We start from the raw sequence: 20,621 nt of genomic DNA on the forward strand, positions 1-20,621 counted from the left end.
TCTTTCAAAAAGAATAGCGTCTTTCATTATATAAGCACAAACTAGATTAACGTATGCCCACCTTCAACATGAAGCACTGTTCCCGTAACAAAACCGTTCTGCATTACATATAGTACAGCCTGTGCTACATCTTCAGCTTGCCCTACTCGTCTTGCAGGAAGTTTGTTTCCTAAGTCAGTGTAGAATGTATTCCGCACTTCTTCTGCCATTTTACTGCGTGACGGTGTATCAATAATTCCTGGAGAAACAACATTCACCCGAATAGGAGCTAACTCTAACGCTAACGTTTGGCCAAGATTAGAAACGGCTGCATTGACTGCACCAAGCGTTGCAGACCCAACCATAGATTTATAAGCAACAACTCCGGAAAACAAAGTGACAGAGCCATTCTCAGCAATCTTTGATGCACCATATTTTGCAGAATAGAATTGTCCCCAAAATTTATTTTCAAACAACTGGCGTGCTGCGGCTGTATCTGTGTCAATAAAAGAGCCCCCTGATGTTTCTGCCGCTGTAACAACTAAATGATCAATTGTACCTACTTGTTCAAAAAAGGACTGAACTTGTTGTTCTTGCGTCGTATCAAGGATATAAGCAGTTATATTCCCTCCTAACTGATCCTTTGCTCTCTGCAATTTTTCCTCTGAACGACTAGCAATGATAACTTCAGCTCCTTGCAAGAGTGCTAGTCTCGCTGTTTCTAAACCAATACCAGAACTTCCGCCAATAATTACAATTTTTTTATTGTTTAACATGTTCATTTCCCCCAGTTTTTCTTGTTTTGTTTTGCTGAGGTTATTGTATTCCCAAAACTTTCTTTTCGGAAGTAGTGATATTTAATTCACATAGTTACATTTTAGAAAGTTTCTTTTTTGAAAAGAAATATACGCATAAAAAAATTTACTATCATAAAAAAAAGACCATGAAGGCCTTTTTATTTGTTTTTAAATCATTTTATAAAGTTAACCCAAATCTCTTTAATTCAATGAAAATATGTTCTAAACGTTTTCCTTTGTCTGTTAATGTGTATTCTACACGCGGAGGAACTTCTGGATATACCGTTCTTTCCACGATCCCTTGCGCTTCAAGTTCCTTCAGACGGAGAGAGAGGGTCTTCGGACTAATTCCATCCATCGATTTTTGTAAATCACTAAATCGCATTGTTCCTTCAATAAGAAGATCTCGAATAATTAAAAAAGTCCATTTTGTCCCGATTACATCTAGTGTTTTTGCAATGGGACAAATTTGTCCTGGTGTTCCCTTTGTTAATTTAATTGGCTCCATATTCTCCATTGACACACGCTCCTGAAAAATTTTTTTGAATTATTTCTCTTTATGCTATCACAATTCTATCCTTACGGTAACTATATGAAATAAATATCACTACTTCCCAAAAGAAACCAACTATACATACAATATCAATAGCGACTAGACGCTATTTTTAAACTAAGGAGGCGATAAAAATGAGTACAGAACACCGACCACTGGCACTGATTTCTCTCTTAATAAGTATCTTCGGGATTATGATTTTGATGACTGCGTGTAGTACGCAAACATCAGAATACAAGACTGCTGCACCAGTAAAGAAAGAGATTCAACTGGTGAAGGATTTTCCTCAGCCTAAATCAATGACCATAGATCCTTCATTAGATCAAAAGAAAGCTACAGAGATGGTTCATGCTGCGCAGCGCTTTTATGCATTTTGGAACAGCGGCAACGAAACTCTGATCCCGCAAACTGTTACAACAAATTTCGTTGATAACACGTTACCAAAAGGACGCCCTCAAGGACCAAAAGGCTTAGCATTTGCATCAAGCAATTTTCGTAAAGCTGTGCCAGACTTACAATGTAACATCGAGGACTTATTGGTAACTGGGGACAAAGTAACAGCTCGGCTATCATTCACTGGGACACATAAAGGGGATTTTGGAGAGAAAAAACCAACTGGTAAAGCTGTTAACTTCTTTGCGATTGATATTTTACGGATTAAAGATGGAAAGATTGTTGAAGATTGGCACTTAGAAGATAATCTAACTCTTATGCAACAACTCGGCGTCATACCTGAAAATTAATCTCTAGAACTCATAACACATTTATAAGATAAAGGGGATAAATAAAATGAAAAATATACTAATTATCAATGGTCATCAAACATACAGATCAGCGGAAGGAAAACTAAATAAAACTTTGACGGACAACATGGTGAATATTTTGAGTACAAAGAATAATGTGCAAACGACAGTCATTCAAAACGGATATGATATCGAAGAGGAACAAAACAAGTTTTTATGGGCTGATATTGTAATCTTCCAAACGCCTATTTATTGGTTCAATGTTCCAGGATTACTGAAAACATATATGGACGAAGTGTATGCTTACGGATTATTTTTCAAAGGATCCGAGCAATACGGCAGAGGCGGTTTATTAACTGACAAATACTATATGTTTTCAACTACATGGAATGCTCCTGAAAAAGCATTTAACGATCCAACACAGTTTTTTGGAGGAAAAAGCTTAGAAGACGCACTGAGCCATTTACACCGAACACAGGAATTTATTGGGATGAAACCTTTAAAGAGCTTCGCTTGCTATGATGTAATAAAGAACTTGGACATTGATAAATTTATATCTAAACTGAATGCTCACCTAGAAGAAGTATTGCCGCTGTAATTCACTTTCGCATTAGAAAAGCCCCCTTCAGAATATCTGAAGGGGCAATTTATAATTCAGTTTTCATACATATCCTAGTTGCATTCTTATTACTTAATCGTTCCCATCGCAGCGAGTTTTACATTTACCTTAACATTTACATCTCCCTTTGCAAACGCCTTCCCCCATTGATTTTGGACTTTTTTCCACTCTGGATATGTGTAAGATCTCGCATATTTACCAAATCCAAAAGGATCGATTTCGGCGTCTTGTATTTTCTTTATTAAGTGCTTGAAATCAGCTTCCAGCTTAGTTTCAATCGTTTTTTGCAGCTTCTCTGCATCCTTTCTAGTATTGAATGAAAAAAGCCGTTCTGTAATGACGATTCTCATCTTTACATCTGTATTAAATATAAAATGCCCGTCATACTTTGCCTTTGTCTTTACCTTGATATTTTGAGCAGAGAAACTTATCAAATCTTTATTATGATCATCCGATTTTGGCTTGATTGCAAGTGTAAATGGAAATTCACCTTTATTTTCGTTCTGTAAAATACGTAACAGCATGCATTCACTCGGTGTTAACGTTAATTTATATCTTCCTTTTGCATCCAACAAGGCTGCTCCTGTCACCCATACTCTCTTCTTTTTTTTCATCTCGGTAATACTTGCTGTCATGCCTTTTTCTTTCGATTGTTCACGAAATTCTTGAAGAGTTGTTCTTACCGTGACATTTCTTATAGAAGCGGTATCAACTAATTTTGCTAAATATAGGGGAAGTCGAGGTTTATCTTTTGGATTATAAACCATTACATCCGAAACAGGTCCATCTACAGCAACAACCCGCGCAGTAACAGTATTTTTGGGATCTCGATAAAATGGATCAAGGTATTCTTGCCAGTTTTTTCGTTTCAGCAGCCGTTTCCCAACTAACATAACCTGGGTTTTACTTCCCGATGTTAGCGCCATAACCGTAGCATCAAATTTCTCTCTAGATTTTCGAACTGTAACAGATTTCACGCCAGTAGTTTCTTCTTTCTGCTTTGCTTCTTTATTAAAAACGGGACTTGACATGTACACCAATAAATTATCATTATCATCTAGATCAATACCAAGTATAAGAGTAAGGGAAACATCTTCAACGCTTGTTTGATCAAAGCATCCAGCCATCATGAACGTTAATAACAGAACACAACATAGTACCTTCCTTCTCAACGTATCCCCCCCTGATGATACTTCTCATATACCCAGCTATATATCCATAAAATAACAGGTGCTATATACGTCAATGCTAACCCAGCATTTGATACTGCCTGTTGCCAAACCTCTGATCCATTCCAAGTAGGATGTGTCCAAAATATGAAGCCAATAATAAATAATAATAGAACAATAACATCAGAGCTATGGTCTTGTTTTCCACGTAATTGACTAGAACAAAATACAGCACAGTATATGCAAGGAATCCACGCTTTCGAAACAACCATTAAGTAAATAGCCAATAAAACCATGTCAAAACGTTCTAAAAAACGAAATTCAATTACTTTAAGCAAGTTCAGTACTGGTTGGTTAAATTCTGTAATGCTATCAGGGCTAAAATAGGCAAAGCAAATAAGGGTAGTAAAAAGATAAAATAACGTCGACAAAATATTTGCAATCACAATTCCATGGACGGCGTATTGCTTTTTTTGTAGAAAAGGATACAAAAAGAATGCAACATCAAATCCTAAAAAAGTATACACAGTTGTCGGCACAGCTTTTAATACCGGTACCCACCCATCTTTCAGTAACGGAAATAAATGGAGCCAAGTACTATTTTCTCTTAGCGGTATCAAAAAAAACAGTGCAATCCAAAATGTCATATAAAAAGCGAGTTCGTTGTATCTCCCTATAATATGAATGCCGTTTCGTGCAACAAAAAAAGTAGGAATTGCGAACAAAAATATAATGATATAGTCAGGCGTTTTCGGCAAAAGCCAGCCTTTAAGATAAAGCATCGCGTTTACAAGAATGATACCGGAATAAAAAATAAAATATATCATGTAAATAACGACCATTACTTTCCCAACTATTCTTCCAAATAACCGTATAAGAATATCGTAAAGCGTATAATCAGGGTATCTTTGGGATGTTTTAACTATAAATATACCGGCTGTTGTAGATAATAATCCCGCAATAAGTATAGCTATCCATCCATCTGTTCCAGCCTTCTCCGCAAGTACTCGCGGAAGAGCTAAAACCCCTGTTCCCACCTGCATTCCATTGATTAAAAAAATATATTGCATAAGAGTGATTTCATTGTAAGCATACTTTTTCATAACTTCACCTTTTATTTTGATTTTTCCCTTGGCGAATAGATTGAATCGCTCTAGCACCTTTAGGACGACTTCTAATTGTCCATAAAGGAAAACGTATAAAAGCATCCTTCATATCCGTAAAGCGAAAAGGTGCCAACGGAGTACCATAAGGAGTACCTAACGATTCAAGGCTTATTAAATGTGCAACTAATGTCATCCATCCGATAACGATTCCTACAATTCCAAACATGGCAGCTAATAGCATCATAGGAAATCGCAGCATTCTGATTGCTGAACCCATATCATAATTTGGAATAATAAAAGAAGCGATAGCTGTAACAGCAACGACAATAATCATAATATTGCTTACAACTCCAGCCTGAACAGCAGCCTGTCCAATGATAATTCCGCCTACGATTCCGACTGTTTGACCGATAGGAGTCGGTAACCGTAAAGCTGCTTCCCTCATCATTTCCAAGGTCATTTCCATAAGCAGTGCTTCCATAATAGGTGAAAATGGAACAGTCGCCCTCGATTCCGCGATAGATAAAAAAAGCGGTACAGGAATGACTTCAAAATTAAAAGAAATAAAGGCAACATAACTTGCAGGGAAAAATAGAACGATTATAAAAGCTATGAAACGAAGCATACGGATAAGCGAAGCAACTAACCAACGTGTACCGTAATCATCAACCCCCTGAAAAAAAGATATAAAATTTACAGGAGCAATTAATACATTGGGAGAACGATCCACAACCGTCACAAATCTTCCTTGCAGAATGTGAGATACCGCGAAATCAAGTCTTTCAGTGAGCATAAATTGCGGAAACGGTGAATAGGGATTATCTTCAATGAATTCGATAAGTTCTCCGGCACCACCGACAGCGTCCACTGTAATATCTTGCATTCTTGTTTCCAGTTCTTTCAGTACGTCTTCAGAAGCTACATCTTTCAAATATAAAATGGAAACCTTTGTTTTTCCCCGCGTACCGATTGTCATTTCTTTTAATATTAATTCCTGATTGGGAATGCATCTCCGAATCAATGCAATATTTTGCCTTGCATCTTCTATAAACGCTTGATGCGCACCTTTTAAAGATATTTCATTTTTAGGATCTTCAATATTTCTTTGCGGCCATCCTTTTGTGTCTAATTGATGTGCCGTAGTCCGACCGTGAATAAATAAGATGCTATCTCCTTGCAAAATAGCATTTTCAATTTGTCTCCATGTATCAACGATTTCAACCTCGGCTAATGTAATAGGCAGTTCCATATTCGGATCACCGGCACTATGCATCAAAGGACTTAAAACATGATTTTGAATCGATTGCTTGTCTGCTAATCCGGACAAGTAGACCAAGGCTGCTTCTAATCCGTCTGCGGTCATTTGAAACCGGCGAATCACCAAATCAGGAGATTGATGAAAGAACTGCTGAAGCTGAGCTATGTTCTTAGATAAATTAACGTCCAAGGGAGAATTCTCTATGTTTTTTTCCTGAAATTGAGTATTATTGTTTATTTGAAGAGACGTTAGATTGCGTCTACCTTTTAACCGTTTCAGAAAATTAGCCATGAGTTCCCCCCCTTTCTACATGCGTTCCATATTATTTTTATTATGTATTCTTTAAGGGAAAATATTCTAATTCTTATCTCCAGTCATTATTCACGAACTGACAGTACTATTAACCAAATCCCCAAAACAAAAAGCACCTCATTTTGCACATGAGGTGCTTTTTCGTATATCGAATATCATCGAGCGGTCTTGGTGAGAGCTTTCTATCAGTGAGAAAAGCGTCACTGATGGAAGTTTCACTTTATATTGTGTCGAAGCATCGATAAATGATGTACTTGCGCCCTTATATCATGAAAAACGCCGATATATTTTTCCCACGCTACCTACTCTATTTTCCACTATATACTTTCGGACATTCATCTCCACTCGGTTCGTAAAAACAATGATTCTTATATTGTCCTGCATGAGGTTGATCCCACCACGTAGGAGGACAACTGCCAACTGGACGAAAGAACCAAAGAGAATATACACCCGGCCATATACGAGCATAATTTAAACATTTTCTTGCCATTGCCTTGTCGCTCTCTCTTGCCCGTTGATAAAAATACCCTTTCGTCACTGCTTCAAATCCACCTGGCTGCTGATACACCATTTGTTGAATATTTGTGATTTGCTTAAAGTCTAAACAATCACACATTACACGATTCACACCAACTGTCCCTACTGCCATCATACCTTGCTGCCCTTCGCCTTCTGCTTCTGCTCGCATAAGACGAGCAAGTAAGTCGACATCACTTTCCGTATAGGCAATTCTCGTCACTTTTATCCCTCCATTCTCACTATAACTATATGCAACAAGGAGCATTTGTTTAAAAAAGACATGTTCTAAATAACCAAAAACCCGAATAGTGACTTTTTCATTTGTCTACTACTCGGGTTACCGTTAATACATAATCTAATTATTTAATTCTTTGACGAAAGAATAGGATTCCACCTAAAATGAACAATATCATACCTACAGCAATTGAAATTATCTCCGCTGGCGTCCCTCCTGTTTTAGGGAGTAATTCTGGTGTCCTATTATCTTCCTTAGCAGATGGAACCTCTGAATCATTCTTTGTGTTTGTGTTTGTATCCGTATTTGTATTTGTGTTTGTATTTGTGTTTGTGTTTGTATCCGTATTTGTATTTGTGTTTGTATCTTCTTTAGGAACTTCAACTGTCCATTCCTTAATCTTTGTATTCGTAATGTCATAACCTTTTACTTCGGATTGATATCCGTCTACTGGTTGTTCTTTCACTTCATACTTATACGCTTTACCGTCTGCATCATATGCTGCTAAATCTTTAAATCCATATTTCCAACCACTTGCTTCTGTTACTTCTTGTGTTGCGATGACTTGACCATTTTGCAGTAAGTCTGCTTTAATCACGCTCGGACGATCTTTCGCATTATCGTCTTTCCATGTTTTTGTTCCTTCTACTGTTGTTTGACCAACCTTTGTATTCGTGATGTCATAACCTTTTACTTCCGATTTGTATCCTGCTACCGGTTGCTCTTTTACTTCATACTTATACGCTTTGCCGCCTGCATCATATGCTGCTAAATCTTTAAACGCATATTTCCAACCGCTTGCTTCAGTTACTTCTTGTGTTCCGATCACTTGGCCGTTTTGCAGTAAGTCTACTTTAATCACGCTCGGACGATCTTTCGCATTATCGTCTTTCCATGTTTTTGTTCCTTCTACTGTTGTTTGACCTACTTTTGTATTCGTAATGTCATAACCATGTACGTCGGATTGATATCCTGCTACCGGTTGTTCTTTTACTTCATACTTATATGCTTTACCATCTGCATCATATGCTGCTAAGTCTGCAAACGTGTATTTCCAGCCGTTTGCTGCTGTTACATACTGTGTAAGTAAGACCGTGCCATTTTGCAGTAAGTCGACTTTTATTGTACTTGGGCGATCTATTGCATTATTATCCTTCCAAGTCTTTGTTCCTTCTACTTTTGTCTTTCCTACTTTTGTATTTGTAATGTCATAACCGTTTACTTCTGCTTTGTATCCAGCTACTGGTTGTTCTTTTACTTCATACTTATACGCATTTCCGTTTGCATCATATACTGCTAAACCGGTAAATGCATATTTCCAGCCACTTGCTTCGGTCACTTCTTGTGTTTTGATGACCTGACCATTTTGGAGTAAGTCTACTTTAATTACGCTTGGACGATTTTTCGCATTGTCGTCTTTCCATGTTTTTGTTCCTTCTACCGTTGTTTGACCTACTTTTGTATTCGTGATGTCATAACCTTTCACTTCGGATTGGTATCCTGGTACTGGTTCTTCTTTCACTTCATACTTGTACGCTTCTCCATTCATATCGTATGCTTGTAGATTATCAAATGTGTACTTCCAATTGTTTGCTTCTGTTACTTCTTTTGTTTCAATCACTTGACCATTTTGTAATAAGTCGACTTTTATTGTACTTGGACGATCTGGTGCGTTGTTATCGTTCCAAGTCTTCGCTCCTGTAACAGATGTAGTTTTCACTTTATTCGAAACCGGTAACTCAATTCCGTTTACAGCATCTGATTTCACTTCAAATGCTACTTTTGCCTGCGGATCAAAATCAATATAGTTTGGAGCCGAAACCTCTTGTACATAGTAATTACCTGGTTGTAAATTAGGGATTTCAATTATCCCTTGGTCATCTGTTGTATGTACCTCTCCAACTTGCTCACCTGACTCTTTATACAACTTAAATGAAACATTCGGTATTACTTTTTCTTCACTTCCTTCAAGGTGCTTAACAATTTTTAGCGTTCCTTTTGGAATCTTGTTACCTTCAGCACCACCGTTAGATGTTACATTTTTGACTATGGCACTATCCGACTTAGAAACCGGATCTTTGTATAGAATTTGGTAATCAATTTGATAATCATTCTTAAAAGATTCTTGTTTCTTTCCGCTTTCCGTTATAGCAGCTGTATAACCAATCGTAAATGCAGTAGCATGTCCTTTATCCTTATAAATCACAACTTTAAATGCGTTATCACTAGTAAACGTAATAGTCCCATAACCTTTAGATACAAATTCTTGCAGTGATATGGATGAACGGCCTAGATAATTATCAAGAATTATATAGAAACTATCTTTATTAAGTACTTGACCTTCTTGCAAACTATCAGACAATACAATATTACTACCTAAGTATTCTTTGTTTGAATTTATAATCAAACCCCAACGTACTTCATCAGTTTTGTCTGGTTGAATATCACCTACTTTGTAGGAAAACGGCCCCTTCCCACTTGTACCACCGCCACTGCTTGGACCGGTAATCGTTACAGTTTGCTTATCTAAATCTGTACCTAAATTTGTTTCAATCTCTTTCTTTTCATCCTTTGCTACATTAGTAGCTTGAATATTAAAGGTAAAATAACCTTTAATATTTTGATGTGTATCCACCTTATCATTAAATGTACATACCACAGTACCTGAATTTACTTGACAAATACCATAATCATCTAATTGAATCGTTCCATTAAACCCTTTTAATTCTGGAGGCATTGTTAATGTTAATGTGTCCCCAGCCTTCAGCTTAATTCTATCTTTTTCACTGAAGTTTACAGTTATTTGAGTCTGTTCTCCATACTGTAGATTTGTTTTATCAATCTTAAAACTATCCACAAGTCCTGTTGTATTTAACTCTTGTGCATTTGCTATTATAGGCATTAAACTCTGACCTATAGTAAACATAAAAATCATTAAAATTGAAAAAATCGAAGTTACTCTTTTTAAAACTAAACCCATGTCATCCTCCTATAAATTATATTTAGATGGCCCTTGGTACAAATATGCTATGACAATGATTCCGTCCTAATATATCATTAAAATATTCAATTTAAATGATTTAGGTGCCTACTAACATCGTTTCCTCTTTCTTTCACTCTTCTATCATGAGTCGACATGCTTAATTCTTATCGACTATTATGACGCTATGCCAAAAAACGCAAAAAATACAAAACGTTCTAAAAAAATCATTTTGCAGGCTCGTTGTCTCTTATTTTACTAAGATAAAAATCAATCACGTTTTCTTCGGAATCCATTCGTCAAGAATCGTTAGTTCCCCTAAGATGGCACCCATTAACTCCGAACCATATTGATATACTCAAAGCATGATGATAATATGAAAAATGAATATATTGCGTTTTTTCACCATTTTTAGATCAACAGTATCAGTATGTTCGAGTTTGATAGCCACTTTTTAACGACTCATAACTTCTGTTGCACCAGAACCTTATGAATCCCCATATAAATCCCCTATATCGTAATTCACAATTTTAAAACTGTTTTGATAATAAAAATAGTTTTTGTAAGTTTTGTAACTGGTTTTGTAATTAAAAAAAACCGTATGTTTGTCCCAAAAATAGCTATGGAAAACATCCCCTATCATATAGTTCCTTTCTATATATACTCAAATACCAACAAGTAATCTTTGTGCTACACACATACCATACTCTCGATCTGCCCGGAAAAAGTTACAAATCACAAGCAATTTTGTTTGTTCATGTACATTTTTTAAATCATTTGGCTTCTCAATTTTTTCACAAACTACATAACCTATAAGTTTCATGACTGAATCTTAATACGGTGGATATTGACTTGAATTTCCAGCATGACAACTTGATTCATAATTGCTTGTAGATCGTTGTTGGTTATGCACAGTACCTCTTCTCTAAATAACAAATAACCCGAATAGCGACTTTTTAACTTGTCACTACTCGGGTTACCGTTAATACATAATCTAATTATTTAATTCTTTGACGAAAGAAGGGAATTCCACCTAAAACAAACAATATCAAAACTTAACTGTTTGCTGGGATTCATAATATTTACATTCAACTCCCACTATTTCACAATTCCTCCCATATATGCCGAAATATCAACGTTTAATGCCTGTGCTAAACGCATACCATACTCTCGATCTGCACGGAAGAAGTTACAAATTGCAAGTAATTTTGTTTGTTCATTTACATCTTTTAAATCATTTGCTAAGTTCGCAATTAAGTTATCTTGTTCTTCTTGAGAGAATGAACGATAACGCTCACCAGCTTGTTGGAAATCGTTTGGTTTCTCAATTTTTTCACGAGATACATAACCTGTAAGTTTCATAGTTGAATCTCGATATGCCGGATCTTCACTTGGATTTTCCGCATGGCGACTTGGTTCATAATTGATTGTGGATGGTTGTTGGTTCACTTGCATGAAACCATCACGTTGCTGGTTATGCACAGCTGCATACGGACAGTTTACAGGTATTTGTAAGTAATTTGCCCCTAAGCGATAACGCTGTGTATCCGGATAAGAAAATAAACGTCCTTGTAATAATTTATCCTCAGATGGTTCAATACCAGGCACAGTTGCACTTGGTGAAAATGCTGCTTGCTCTACTTCTGCAAAGAAATTTTGCGGGTTACGATTTAACGTCATTGTGCCTACTTCCATTAATGGAAAACGGTCTTCTGGCCACATTTTTGTTGGATCTAGTGGATCAAACTCTAGAGAATCCATTTCATCTAGTTTCATGACTTGTACATGAAGATCCCATTTTGGATAATTCCCACGCTCAATCGCATCAAATAAATCACGAGTTGCATGGTTAAAATCCTTTCCTTGCACTTGTTCTACTTCTTTTACATTAAAGTTACGTACGCCTTGTTGTGGCTTCCAGTGGTATTTTACGTATACAATCTCTCCATCTGCGTTTACCCATTTAAATGAATGAACACCGAAGCCCTCCATTTGGCGGTAGTTTGCAGGTGTACCGTAATCAGAAAATACCCAAGTTAACATATGAGTTGATTCTGGTGTTAGCGTCATAAAATCCCAGTAACGATCTGGTGTTTGAATATTTGTATCAGGCGCTGGTTTTAAAGAATGAACCATATCAGGGAATTTCATTGCATCACGAATGAAAAATACAGGTAAATGGTTACCAACAAGATCATAGTTTCCTTCTTCAGTATAAAACTTCACCGCAAAACCTCTTGGATCACGAGCCGTTTCTGGAGAACCTTGGCCATGAATAACAGTTGAGAAGCGAACAAATACAGGTGTTTCTGTTTCTTCTTTCTGTAAAAATGCTGCTTTTGTATATTCTTTCATACTATTTTTTGTTACGAAAATTCCATGAGCTCCAGCACCACGCGCATGTACAACACGCTCAGGAATACGTTCACGATCAAAATGAGCTAACTTTTCTACTAAATGATAATCCTCTAATAATACTGGCCCACGGCGACCTGCTGTGCGAGAATTTTGGTTATCTCCTACGGGAGCACCTTGGTTTGTTGTTAAACGATGATTAAAATTCATTTTGGAAATCCTCCTTTTAAATAATAAATACTTATTTGAAATTATTATAATCTAATTATTATTAAAAAGTGACTCCATTGTCAATTATTTATATAAAATTTTTTTACTTTTTTAAAAATATTGCCACCAAATCATTACCTCTTAGTCATCTCGCATATCTACTTTATAGGGTTTTATACGATATAAAAAAAGAAGAAAGAGTAGCAAACATACATGACAATCCCAAGAAGACTGAATTTTCTGTCTTTTCATTTTAAAAGGGGAGGATTTTAGCTACTCTCTCTTAATAATTATTAGTTTAGCACTAAAAATATAGTACGGCAACAAAAAACGTCAATTTTCTAATAAGTTCGACAATTGTCGCGAATCAACACTAAATATCTATATTCATTAAGACACGTTAAGAGAAATTAAAACGATACTTCCATCAGTGGGGGCTTACCGCCCCACGAATAGCGGGATAAAAAGGTTCATTTCTATTCAAAAAATCTGTCTCAAAAGGTCGCTATTCAACGGCCTTTTGAGACAGATTTACATGTACAACTTTATTTTGTTTTCATCGATACAACGCAGTTTGCTTACCGGTCTTCCTACCTGCTGATAAACCATTTCATTTTCTAAAACTCCGATTTCAATTAAAAATAGGACATACTTTCGAATAGATACTCTTGAGATTCCAACTAATTGTGCCATTTCATCTGTTGTAAATTCTTTTCCATGAAGCGATTCTATTTGTTTCCAAACTAACTGCAATGTTTGTTTTGTTAATCCTTTTGGAAGTTCTTTACTTTCAAAAGGTTCTACTTTTTCTTTTTGAAAAATCAATGCATCTAATTCAGATTGGTTAATATTTTGTTGCTTCCTCATGAATCTAAATTTCTCACGATAGGCAGATAACGCTTCTTTAAAACGTTCAAATGTAAATGGTTTAATTAAATAATCGACAACTCCATATTGCAGTGCTTTTTTTATACTCGCCATATCATGCACCGCTGAAATCATCATCACATCAATTTCTTTTTCCTTATTGCGAATATGCAATAGTAATTCAAATCCTGTATCATCAGGCATAAAAATATCAAGCAATATAAAATCTATATGAGATTTCTCTAACACTTGTAACGCTTCATCTACAGAGTTAGCTGTATGAACAAGTTCAAATCCGCCAACTTGTGCTAAATAATGCTTATTTAACATAGCTACCATTGGATCATCTTCTACAATTAAAACTTTAATCATCTTTCTATCTCATCCCTACTTTTATATGGTGCTTCAACGGTGATTGTCGTTCCCTTTCCTAACACTGAATCAATACGTATATTTCCCTTTAAACGCTCTATACTGTCCTTTACAAGATATAAACCATAACCTCGTTTTTCTCCTTTTGTGGAATATCCTTTGGTGAAGACTTTATCTATTTCTTCTTTTTTGATTCCATGTCCTGTATCTGTAACTTTGACAATCAACTTATCCTTATATTGAATGGAAATATGCACTTGCTTAGATTCACAGTTTGCCACTGCATCTAATGCATTATCAATTAAATTCCCTACAATTGTAATGAGTTCATGAATAATACTTTCATCAGCCGACTCTGGTAAATGTGAATCTTCGCTTATAATCAGTTCTATTCCCTTTTCTCTCGCATAGCTAAGTTTACCGAGCATAAACCCTGCAAACACAGGATTTTTTATTTTCCGCATCACATCACCAATTTCATATTGATGCTCTGACACCATGCTGCTAATATATGTCTCTAATTGTTTATATTCTTTCATATATGTTAACCCTAATACGACGTGCATTTGGTTCATAAATTCATGCGATTGTGCTCGCAAAGCATCTGCATATAACCGAATCCCCGTTAACTGCTCTGCTAGTTGCCTAATCTCCGTTTTATCACGAAAAGTTGCAATTGCACCCACAATTTCTCCTTTTACGTATAAAGGAACTCGATTCGTAACAATTGTAATCCCATGTAGATTTTGTTCCTGATGAAACTGCGCTACTCCCGTTTTTAATACCTCTTTTATACTTGAGTTCGGCATATACTTTCCAATGTCTTGACCAACAAAATTTTCTTTAATCCCACTTTTCTCAATTAACCGTTTTGCTTCGTTATTGATTAAAGTAACCCTCGCATCCTTATCGATAGCAATAATTCCTTCTTTGACAGATTGCAGCATGGCATTCCGCTCTTCTAAAATTTTTGAAATTTCACTTGGTTCGAGGCCAAATAAAATCTTCTTAATATGTCTTGCTAATAAAATAGCACCTATAATTCCAACTAAAATTCCCACACCGATACCGATGTAAATAATATGTCTGCTCTCCTTAACCCTTTCTTCCACATTATCAGCTGAAATTCCGACGGCAACAACCCCTATTTGTTCTTTCGTTTCAGAAAAGATTGGTACAAACACTCGCATAGATTCCCCTAATGTGCCTTTTCCCATTGATACATATTCTTTTCCTTTCAAGGCTATGCCCTCATCGCCTCCAACAAAATGCTGGCCGATTTTCCGAGGGTCTGGATGAGATTTTCGTATCCCATTCATATCCATGACTACAATAAAGTGAACACCTGTATTTTTTAAAAGTCTATTCGTGTACGTTTGAATTTCAGATGTATCTTTTCTTCCCGCTAAAGCATCAATTACGAGCGGTGAATCTGCCACAATACGTGCAATCACTTTTGCTTTTTCTGCTTGACTGTCTTCTGTCGCACGCTCGACATTATGACTAATTAAAATATCTGTTACAAGCAAAGAAAATGCAACAACAGCACATACTAGCAACGTAATTGTTGTACGTAACCCTAACGAAGTTTTTCTTTTCCTCATCCCTCTACTATCTCCCTTTGTTCTTCTATATTACACGCGAAACCTATATCACTTATTCTCTTTAATAAAACAATATTTAGTATAATCGAGGTCATCTACATTACTTTACTAGTTCCGATACAAATATACTACAGTTTTGAAAATTCCATATACATTTATATGTCCTAATGTAAAAATAAATTGAAACTATTATTAGTGTTTTCTTCACCCGCCGCTTATGATTTGACATCGAAGTGAATTATTAATAAAATAGTGTAAAATTACACTAAAGAGAGATTTAACACTATGAAACAAAAAAATATGTTTATACGATTATCTCTTATACAGTTAGTTCTTTTCGTACTTAACACATTTATTTTTTCCTCAACCATGCGATTTCTACCCTGGTATGTTGAAGATGCTGTAGGATTTTTCGGGGTTCTTATTACTGCTCCCTTACTATTACTTATTAGTTTAATTATGATATATCTTCAAAAAAGTAAAGGGTATGTGATAACAAGAATAAGATATATCATTCCCCTTTTTACATCGATTTTTTCACTATGTATCTTGCTCCTAAATATCACAGACTTATCCATTATAACAGCACTCATCCTTAATTTCGGAATGGTTATTATAACCGTCATATTTTTGTTACAAGATTTCTTTAAACTGAATACAATTTGAATTTTTAGGTATGGTATAGATTCACAAAATGCGAATTAGACAACTCTATTTTCGAAGATTATATTTGTAGTATCTTTAAGCGTACAAAAAAGGTATCCATGATTGACAATGGATACCTTTTTAATTTGGCAAACTAAAAAATAAATTTTAATCCTCAATTGCTACTAAATAAGCTAGATTTTCATCTGCTGTAATGGCGTATATGTAAATAACCATATCCTGTTTGTAAAAGTGCTTTTCTAATTAGCTCAGCTAAATAATCAGCGGGGTATAAAAAATTCTCAGCTGATTAAAGTTTCACTTTATTGTTCGATAGAATAACTTGGCATCGTTGTGATTTGTGCCACTCCTGATTCAATTGCTGCTTTTGCTACCGCAGCTGCTACACTTGGTACAACTCTTTTATCCAGTGGATTTGGAATGACGTAATTTGCATTTCGTTCTTCATCCGTAATAATGTTAGCAATTCCGTACGCCGCAGCTAATTTCATTTCCTCTGTAACATCTGTGGCACGTACATCTAATGCACCACGGAATATACCAGGGAATGCTAATACATTATTTACTTGGTTTGGAAAATCAGAACGTCCTGTTCCAACAACAGCTGCTCCAGCCTCTAGCGCATCCTCTGGGAATATTTCTGGTACTGGATTCGCCATTGCAAACACAATTGGATTTGTATTCATTGTCTTCACAAGTTCTTTTGTTAATACGTTAGGAGCAGATACGCCGATAAAAATGTCTGCGCCGTGAATCGCTTCTTTTAATGTTCCACGTACAAGTTCACGATTTGTTTCTTTCGCAATCTCGATTTGTGCAGGGTTCATCCATGATTCTCCTTCACAAACGACACCTTCTAAACTTACTAACGTCATATGCTGTGCGCCTGCTTTTAATAATAATTTACCAATTGCAATTCCTGCAGAACCAGCTCCATTAATGACAATCTTCACTTCATCCATCGTTTTATTTACTACTTTTAACGCGTTAATCACCGCCGCTAAAACAACAATTGCTGTTCCATGTTGATCATCATGAAACACCGGAATATTCGTTTCTTCTTTTAAACGTTTTTCAATTTCAAAACAACGCGGTGCTGCGATATCTTCTAAATTAATCCCTGCAAATGTAGGCTCTAAATTTTTGACTATGGTTACGATTTCATCTACATCCGTCGTTCCAAGGCAAAGCGGAAATGCATCTACATTCGCAAACTTTTTAAATAAAATACTTTTCCCTTCCATAACAGGCATAGCTGCTTTCGGTCCAATATTCCCTAATCCAAGTACTGCTGTTCCATCCGAAACTACCGCAACCATATTACCGCGCGCTGTATAGTCGTAAGCTGTTTCTTCATCTGCAGCAATGGCCTTACAGGATTCAGCTACACCTGGTGTATATGTCAAACTTAAATCATCTGCTGAATTTACTTCTACTTTACTCGTAATTTCAATTTTCCCTACTAATTCTTTATGAAGCAATAACGAACGTTCTTTAATTTGATTCTCTAACATAAAAATAATCTCCTCCTAATTTTACAAGCTAGCTATGTCTTTACATAGCTAGCTTGTCTGCATATATTACGAAAACATTTTTAATAAAATTGTTGCTGCTACAACCATCGCTGCTCCGCCTAAACGCGTTGAAATTTGTGCAAATGGCATTAATTCCATACGGTTTGAAGCTGATAAAATGGCAACGTCTCCTGTTCCACCTAATCCGCTATGACATCCTGTTACAATTGCAGACTCGACTGGATACATTTTCATTACTTTTCCAACAAAGTAACCAGATACGATCATTGTCACTACTACTGATGCACATACAACAACATATCCAACAGAAAGAACAGCTGCTACATCTTTTAACGGAATGTATAACAATCCTAAACCAACCATTAATGGCCACGTTAAGTTTGTTGAAATAAATTTATATAAGTGATATGCACCTTGCTCCATTTTTGCTGGCATCAATTTAAAATATTTTACAAGTGCTGCTGAAAAGATCATGATGATTGGTCCTGGAATACCCATAAATTTAGAAGCAAATCCACCAAAAATAAAGAATGTACATGCAAGTAATAAACCTGCTCCCATTAATGAGAAATCAATCGGTTTTTCTGTATTTTGTTCTTTTAATAATTCATCTTGATTACCTGTTTTCACCAATATACCATTACCGCTAAGCTCTGGCTTTTTCTCACCTAGTTGTTTCATATATCCAGCACCTATAATCGCAAACATATTTCCGATAACCGCTGCTGGAATAAGCTGTGATACAAATGTTGCTGATGATTGATGTAAAATCTCACTGTAAGCTAAGGAAAGTGGTAAAATCCCTTCTCCGATACCACCGCTTACAATTGGCACAATAATATAGAAGAACGTTCTCTTCATTTCAAATCCAAATAGCGATCCAACTAATAATCCAACTGCAATAGAAGCGATTGTTCCTACAATTAACGGAATAAACATACGAATAAACCCTTGTACTAACACTTTACGGTTCATTCCTAAAACACTGCCGACTACTAAACAAGAAATATATAAATATAAAAAGTTCGATTTTTTCATTAACATATTGGCAGCATTCATTGAAGCTGGGTTCATCCAATTAAAGAACACAAGCAATGAAGGAATAAATAATGAAAGAATTGCTGGTCCACCAATGTTCTTTAAAATTGGAATTTTCATTCCGATATCACCTAAGAAAATTCCAATAATCATAATTACTGCAAATCCACCAATCATATCAGCAGGCAATTTATTATATACAGATGCTCCGTAAATAACAGCTGCTAACACAAGATATAAAGGTAACGGTATAACACCAATTTTTATATTCATGATTTTTGAAACGAATGATTCCTGTTTTGTTTCTACTTCACCTACAGGTGACACCGTTTCCATTTTATTTTGAATCCCCATTGAGGCACCTCCTTATATTCTTATTCATAATATTAAAACGCTTTCAGTAGTAAAAATAGATTTCGTAAGTTTTGTAATTGGTTTTGTAATTAAAAAAAGGAGATTGGTAAAAAAACGCCATCCTTTTTATATTTCTACAAAAAGAATAGCGTTTTTTTCTACATAAATACGAACTGCTTATTTATTTTACACTTAACTTTTCTTTTGCCTTCATAGGTAATTCATTCTTTGTTATCTCTTCGTAGCTTTGAATTCCATGTGTTTTGTCAGGATATTCACCATTTACATACACACGAAGGAATGCATGTAATTTCAAGTTTTTATTTGCGAAGAATTTAACGTTTACCTCCTTCCCTTTTTCATCATATGCTTTCAATGTATACCAATACGAAGTGTGCGTTTCTCCATCATCACTTTGCCAAGATTCTTCTTTTCCGTTCTCTGTAATTTGAACATAATATTCTTTCGTTCCCCATTTTTTAATATTTAATGCATCATTTTTTTCAGCAACAGCTAGAACTACTGCTGACGATAGTAAAAATAATAGAACACATGTAATAACACTAATTACATATTTCTTCAAATCGTTCACACCTTTTCTATGAAATTACAATGTATTATCTTTGTGAATCATAAAGGTTTTATGAGTGATTTGTTATCGATTTACGTGACAGCAAGATTACATTTCTGTCATATTGCCTTTTTTCCATCTCAATATATTTTTTCTGCTAAAATAAAGTTAAATTAAGGAAATAGAGAGGAGACTTTTTGATGGATCGAGTTGAAGATAAATTTTTATCTACTATACTTTCCCAATTTACACATATAAAAGAACGAGCTGAACAAGCAATTGAACAATTAACTGAATTAGAGCTACATTGGCGCCCTAACGAGGAGTCTAATAGTATTGCAATCATCATGAAGCATTTAAGTGGAAATATGCATTCCAGATGGCTCCACTTTTTAACAACTGATGGCGAAAAAGAATATCGGGATCGAGATGATGAATTCGTTGATACAATTCAATCGAAAGAGGATTTAATGCACATTTGGGAAAAAGGATGGTTCCTCTTATTTTCAACCATTCAAAAACTTAAAACAGATGATCTACTAAAGATTGTGACCATTAGAAAAAATCCATTAACAGTTTTAGAAGCCATTCAAATTGAAATTGCACATTGCAGCAATCATTTAGGACAAATTCTATATATCGGTAAGCAAATTAAAGGTTCAGAATGGAAAATATTAAGCATTCCAAGAGGACAATCTAAAGCCTTTATCCCGCATTAACAGGCAGTAGGACCCTTAATGATGGAAGTTTCACTTTATTAGATGAATACTCCTATAAAT

16 protein-coding genes and 1 pseudogene are annotated in these 20,621 nt (G+C 35.6%); 3 read left to right on the top strand and 14 right to left on the bottom strand.

The window, feature by feature from the left end; translation table 11 throughout:
* Positions 1-41: 41 nt before the first annotated feature.
* Both AB1284_RS18660 and AB1284_RS18665 read right to left on the bottom strand, forming a co-directional pair.
* Positions 42-755 (bottom strand): SDR family oxidoreductase, encoded by a 714-nt coding sequence (locus AB1284_RS18660; protein WP_429753512.1) that lies wholly within the window; start codon positions 753-755, stop codon positions 42-44.
* A gap of 199 nt (positions 756-954) precedes the next feature.
* On the bottom strand, positions 955-1,293 hold the full coding sequence (locus AB1284_RS18665; RefSeq protein ID WP_429753511.1) for a winged helix-turn-helix transcriptional regulator: 339 nt from the start codon (positions 1,291-1,293) through the stop codon (positions 955-957).
* Between the two features lie 170 nt (positions 1,294-1,463).
* Here AB1284_RS18665 and AB1284_RS18670 point away from each other — a divergent pair, with 170 nt between their 5' ends.
* Together AB1284_RS18670 and AB1284_RS18675 are read left to right on the top strand one after the other, a co-directional pair.
* Entirely contained in the window at positions 1,464-2,072 is a 609-nt protein-coding gene (locus AB1284_RS18670; protein WP_429753510.1) for an ester cyclase, read from the top strand.
* Positions 2,073-2,118: 46 nt separating this feature from the next.
* Complete coding sequence (locus tag AB1284_RS18675) at positions 2,119-2,670, top strand: NAD(P)H-dependent oxidoreductase (RefSeq protein WP_429753509.1); 552 nt, start codon at positions 2,119-2,121, stop codon at positions 2,668-2,670.
* An 89-nt stretch (positions 2,671-2,759) separates the two neighbouring features.
* Here the strand turns inward: AB1284_RS18675 and AB1284_RS18680 are convergent, their stop codons facing one another.
* The 12 genes and pseudogenes from AB1284_RS18680 to AB1284_RS18735 all read right to left on the bottom strand — a co-directional run bounded on the left by AB1284_RS18680 (position 2,760) and on the right by AB1284_RS18735 (position 19,854).
* Positions 2,760-3,863, bottom strand: a complete 1,104-nt coding sequence (locus AB1284_RS18680) for a Ger(x)C family spore germination protein (RefSeq protein ID WP_429753508.1) — start codon at positions 3,861-3,863, stop codon at positions 2,760-2,762.
* Entirely contained in the window at positions 3,860-4,963 is a 1,104-nt protein-coding gene (locus tag AB1284_RS18685; protein ID WP_429753507.1) for a GerAB/ArcD/ProY family transporter, read from the bottom strand. Before AB1284_RS18685 ends, AB1284_RS18680 begins: the two co-directional genes overlap by 4 nt.
* A 4-nt stretch (positions 4,964-4,967) precedes the next feature.
* Entirely contained in the window at positions 4,968-6,515 is a 1,548-nt protein-coding gene (locus tag AB1284_RS18690; RefSeq protein WP_429753506.1) for a spore germination protein, read from the bottom strand.
* Positions 6,516-6,843: 328 nt separating this feature from the next.
* Positions 6,844-7,224 (bottom strand): cell wall hydrolase, encoded by a 381-nt coding sequence (locus AB1284_RS18695; RefSeq protein WP_429761877.1) that lies wholly within the window; start codon positions 7,222-7,224, stop codon positions 6,844-6,846.
* A gap of 190 nt (positions 7,225-7,414) precedes the next feature.
* Positions 7,415-10,270: a Cna B-type domain-containing protein gene (locus AB1284_RS18700; protein WP_429753504.1), complete on the bottom strand. Its 2,856-nt coding sequence runs from the start codon at positions 10,268-10,270 to the stop codon at positions 7,415-7,417.
* Between the two features lie 664 nt (positions 10,271-10,934).
* A pseudogene (locus AB1284_RS18705) lies at positions 10,935-11,177 on the bottom strand (catalase); the annotation flags it as partial.
* A gap of 191 nt (positions 11,178-11,368) precedes the next feature.
* Complete coding sequence (locus AB1284_RS18710; RefSeq protein WP_429753503.1) at positions 11,369-12,835, bottom strand: catalase; 1,467 nt, start codon at positions 12,833-12,835, stop codon at positions 11,369-11,371.
* Between the two features lie 531 nt (positions 12,836-13,366).
* Positions 13,367-14,074 (bottom strand): response regulator, encoded by a 708-nt coding sequence (locus AB1284_RS18715; protein WP_429753502.1) that lies wholly within the window; start codon positions 14,072-14,074, stop codon positions 13,367-13,369.
* On the bottom strand, positions 14,071-15,678 hold the full coding sequence (locus AB1284_RS18720) for a sensor histidine kinase (protein ID WP_429753501.1): 1,608 nt from the start codon (positions 15,676-15,678) through the stop codon (positions 14,071-14,073). Before AB1284_RS18720 ends, AB1284_RS18715 begins: the two co-directional genes overlap by 4 nt.
* Before the next feature lie 968 nt (positions 15,679-16,646).
* Positions 16,647-17,858, bottom strand: coding sequence for an NAD(P)-dependent malic enzyme (locus tag AB1284_RS18725; RefSeq protein ID WP_429753500.1), 1,212 nt, complete (start codon positions 17,856-17,858; stop codon positions 16,647-16,649).
* Positions 17,859-17,924: 66 nt separating this feature from the next.
* The gene (locus tag AB1284_RS18730; protein WP_429753499.1) at positions 17,925-19,271 is read right to left on the bottom strand and encodes a 2-hydroxycarboxylate transporter family protein; all 1,347 of its coding nucleotides are present in this window, start codon (positions 19,269-19,271) and stop codon (positions 17,925-17,927) included.
* A 181-nt stretch (positions 19,272-19,452) separates the two neighbouring features.
* Complete coding sequence (locus AB1284_RS18735; RefSeq protein ID WP_429753498.1) at positions 19,453-19,854, bottom strand: YxeA family protein; 402 nt, start codon at positions 19,852-19,854, stop codon at positions 19,453-19,455.
* A 188-nt stretch (positions 19,855-20,042) separates the two neighbouring features.
* On the opposite strand from AB1284_RS18735, the gene AB1284_RS18740 reads away from it, so the two are divergent.
* The gene (locus tag AB1284_RS18740; protein WP_429753497.1) at positions 20,043-20,561 is read left to right on the top strand and encodes a DUF1572 family protein; all 519 of its coding nucleotides are present in this window, start codon (positions 20,043-20,045) and stop codon (positions 20,559-20,561) included.
* The last annotated feature ends 60 nt before the right edge of the window (positions 20,562-20,621 follow it).

The organism is Bacillus sp. S2(2024), from assembly GCF_050474045.1.
In the GTDB taxonomy this organism is placed as follows: Bacteria; Bacillota; Bacilli; order Bacillales; family Bacillaceae_G; genus Bacillus_A; species Bacillus_A yunxiaonensis.

What these genes read in the sequence shown, in the direction of transcription:
- AB1284_RS18660 (WP_429753512.1), bottom strand. Translation starts at nt 755, where the DNA reads ATGTTAAACAATAAAAAAATTGTAATTATTGGCGGAAGTTCTGGTATT.
- AB1284_RS18665 (WP_429753511.1), bottom strand. Translation starts at nt 1,293, where the DNA reads ATGGAGAATATGGAGCCAATTAAATTAACAAAGGGAACACCAGGACAA.
- AB1284_RS18670 (WP_429753510.1), top strand. Translation starts at nt 1,464, where the DNA reads ATGAGTACAGAACACCGACCACTGGCACTGATTTCTCTCTTAATAAGT.
- AB1284_RS18675 (WP_429753509.1), top strand. Translation starts at nt 2,119, where the DNA reads ATGAAAAATATACTAATTATCAATGGTCATCAAACATACAGATCAGCG.
- AB1284_RS18685 (WP_429753507.1), bottom strand. Translation starts at nt 4,963, where the DNA reads ATGAAAAAGTATGCTTACAATGAAATCACTCTTATGCAATATATTTTT.
- AB1284_RS18690 (WP_429753506.1), bottom strand. Translation starts at nt 6,515, where the DNA reads ATGGCTAATTTTCTGAAACGGTTAAAAGGTAGACGCAATCTAACGTCT.
- AB1284_RS18695 (WP_429761877.1), bottom strand. Translation starts at nt 7,224, where the DNA reads ATGCGAGCAGAAGCAGAAGGCGAAGGGCAGCAAGGTATGATGGCAGTA.
- AB1284_RS18700 (WP_429753504.1), bottom strand. Translation starts at nt 10,270, where the DNA reads ATGGGTTTAGTTTTAAAAAGAGTAACTTCGATTTTTTCAATTTTAATG.
- AB1284_RS18710 (WP_429753503.1), bottom strand. Translation starts at nt 12,835, where the DNA reads ATGAATTTTAATCATCGTTTAACAACAAACCAAGGTGCTCCCGTAGGA.
- AB1284_RS18715 (WP_429753502.1), bottom strand. Translation starts at nt 14,074, where the DNA reads ATGATTAAAGTTTTAATTGTAGAAGATGATCCAATGGTAGCTATGTTA.
- AB1284_RS18720 (WP_429753501.1), bottom strand. Translation starts at nt 15,678, where the DNA reads ATGAGGAAAAGAAAAACTTCGTTAGGGTTACGTACAACAATTACGTTG.
- AB1284_RS18725 (WP_429753500.1), bottom strand. Translation starts at nt 17,858, where the DNA reads ATGTTAGAGAATCAAATTAAAGAACGTTCGTTATTGCTTCATAAAGAA.
- AB1284_RS18730 (WP_429753499.1), bottom strand. Translation starts at nt 19,271, where the DNA reads ATGGGGATTCAAAATAAAATGGAAACGGTGTCACCTGTAGGTGAAGTA.
- AB1284_RS18740 (WP_429753497.1), top strand. Translation starts at nt 20,043, where the DNA reads ATGGATCGAGTTGAAGATAAATTTTTATCTACTATACTTTCCCAATTT.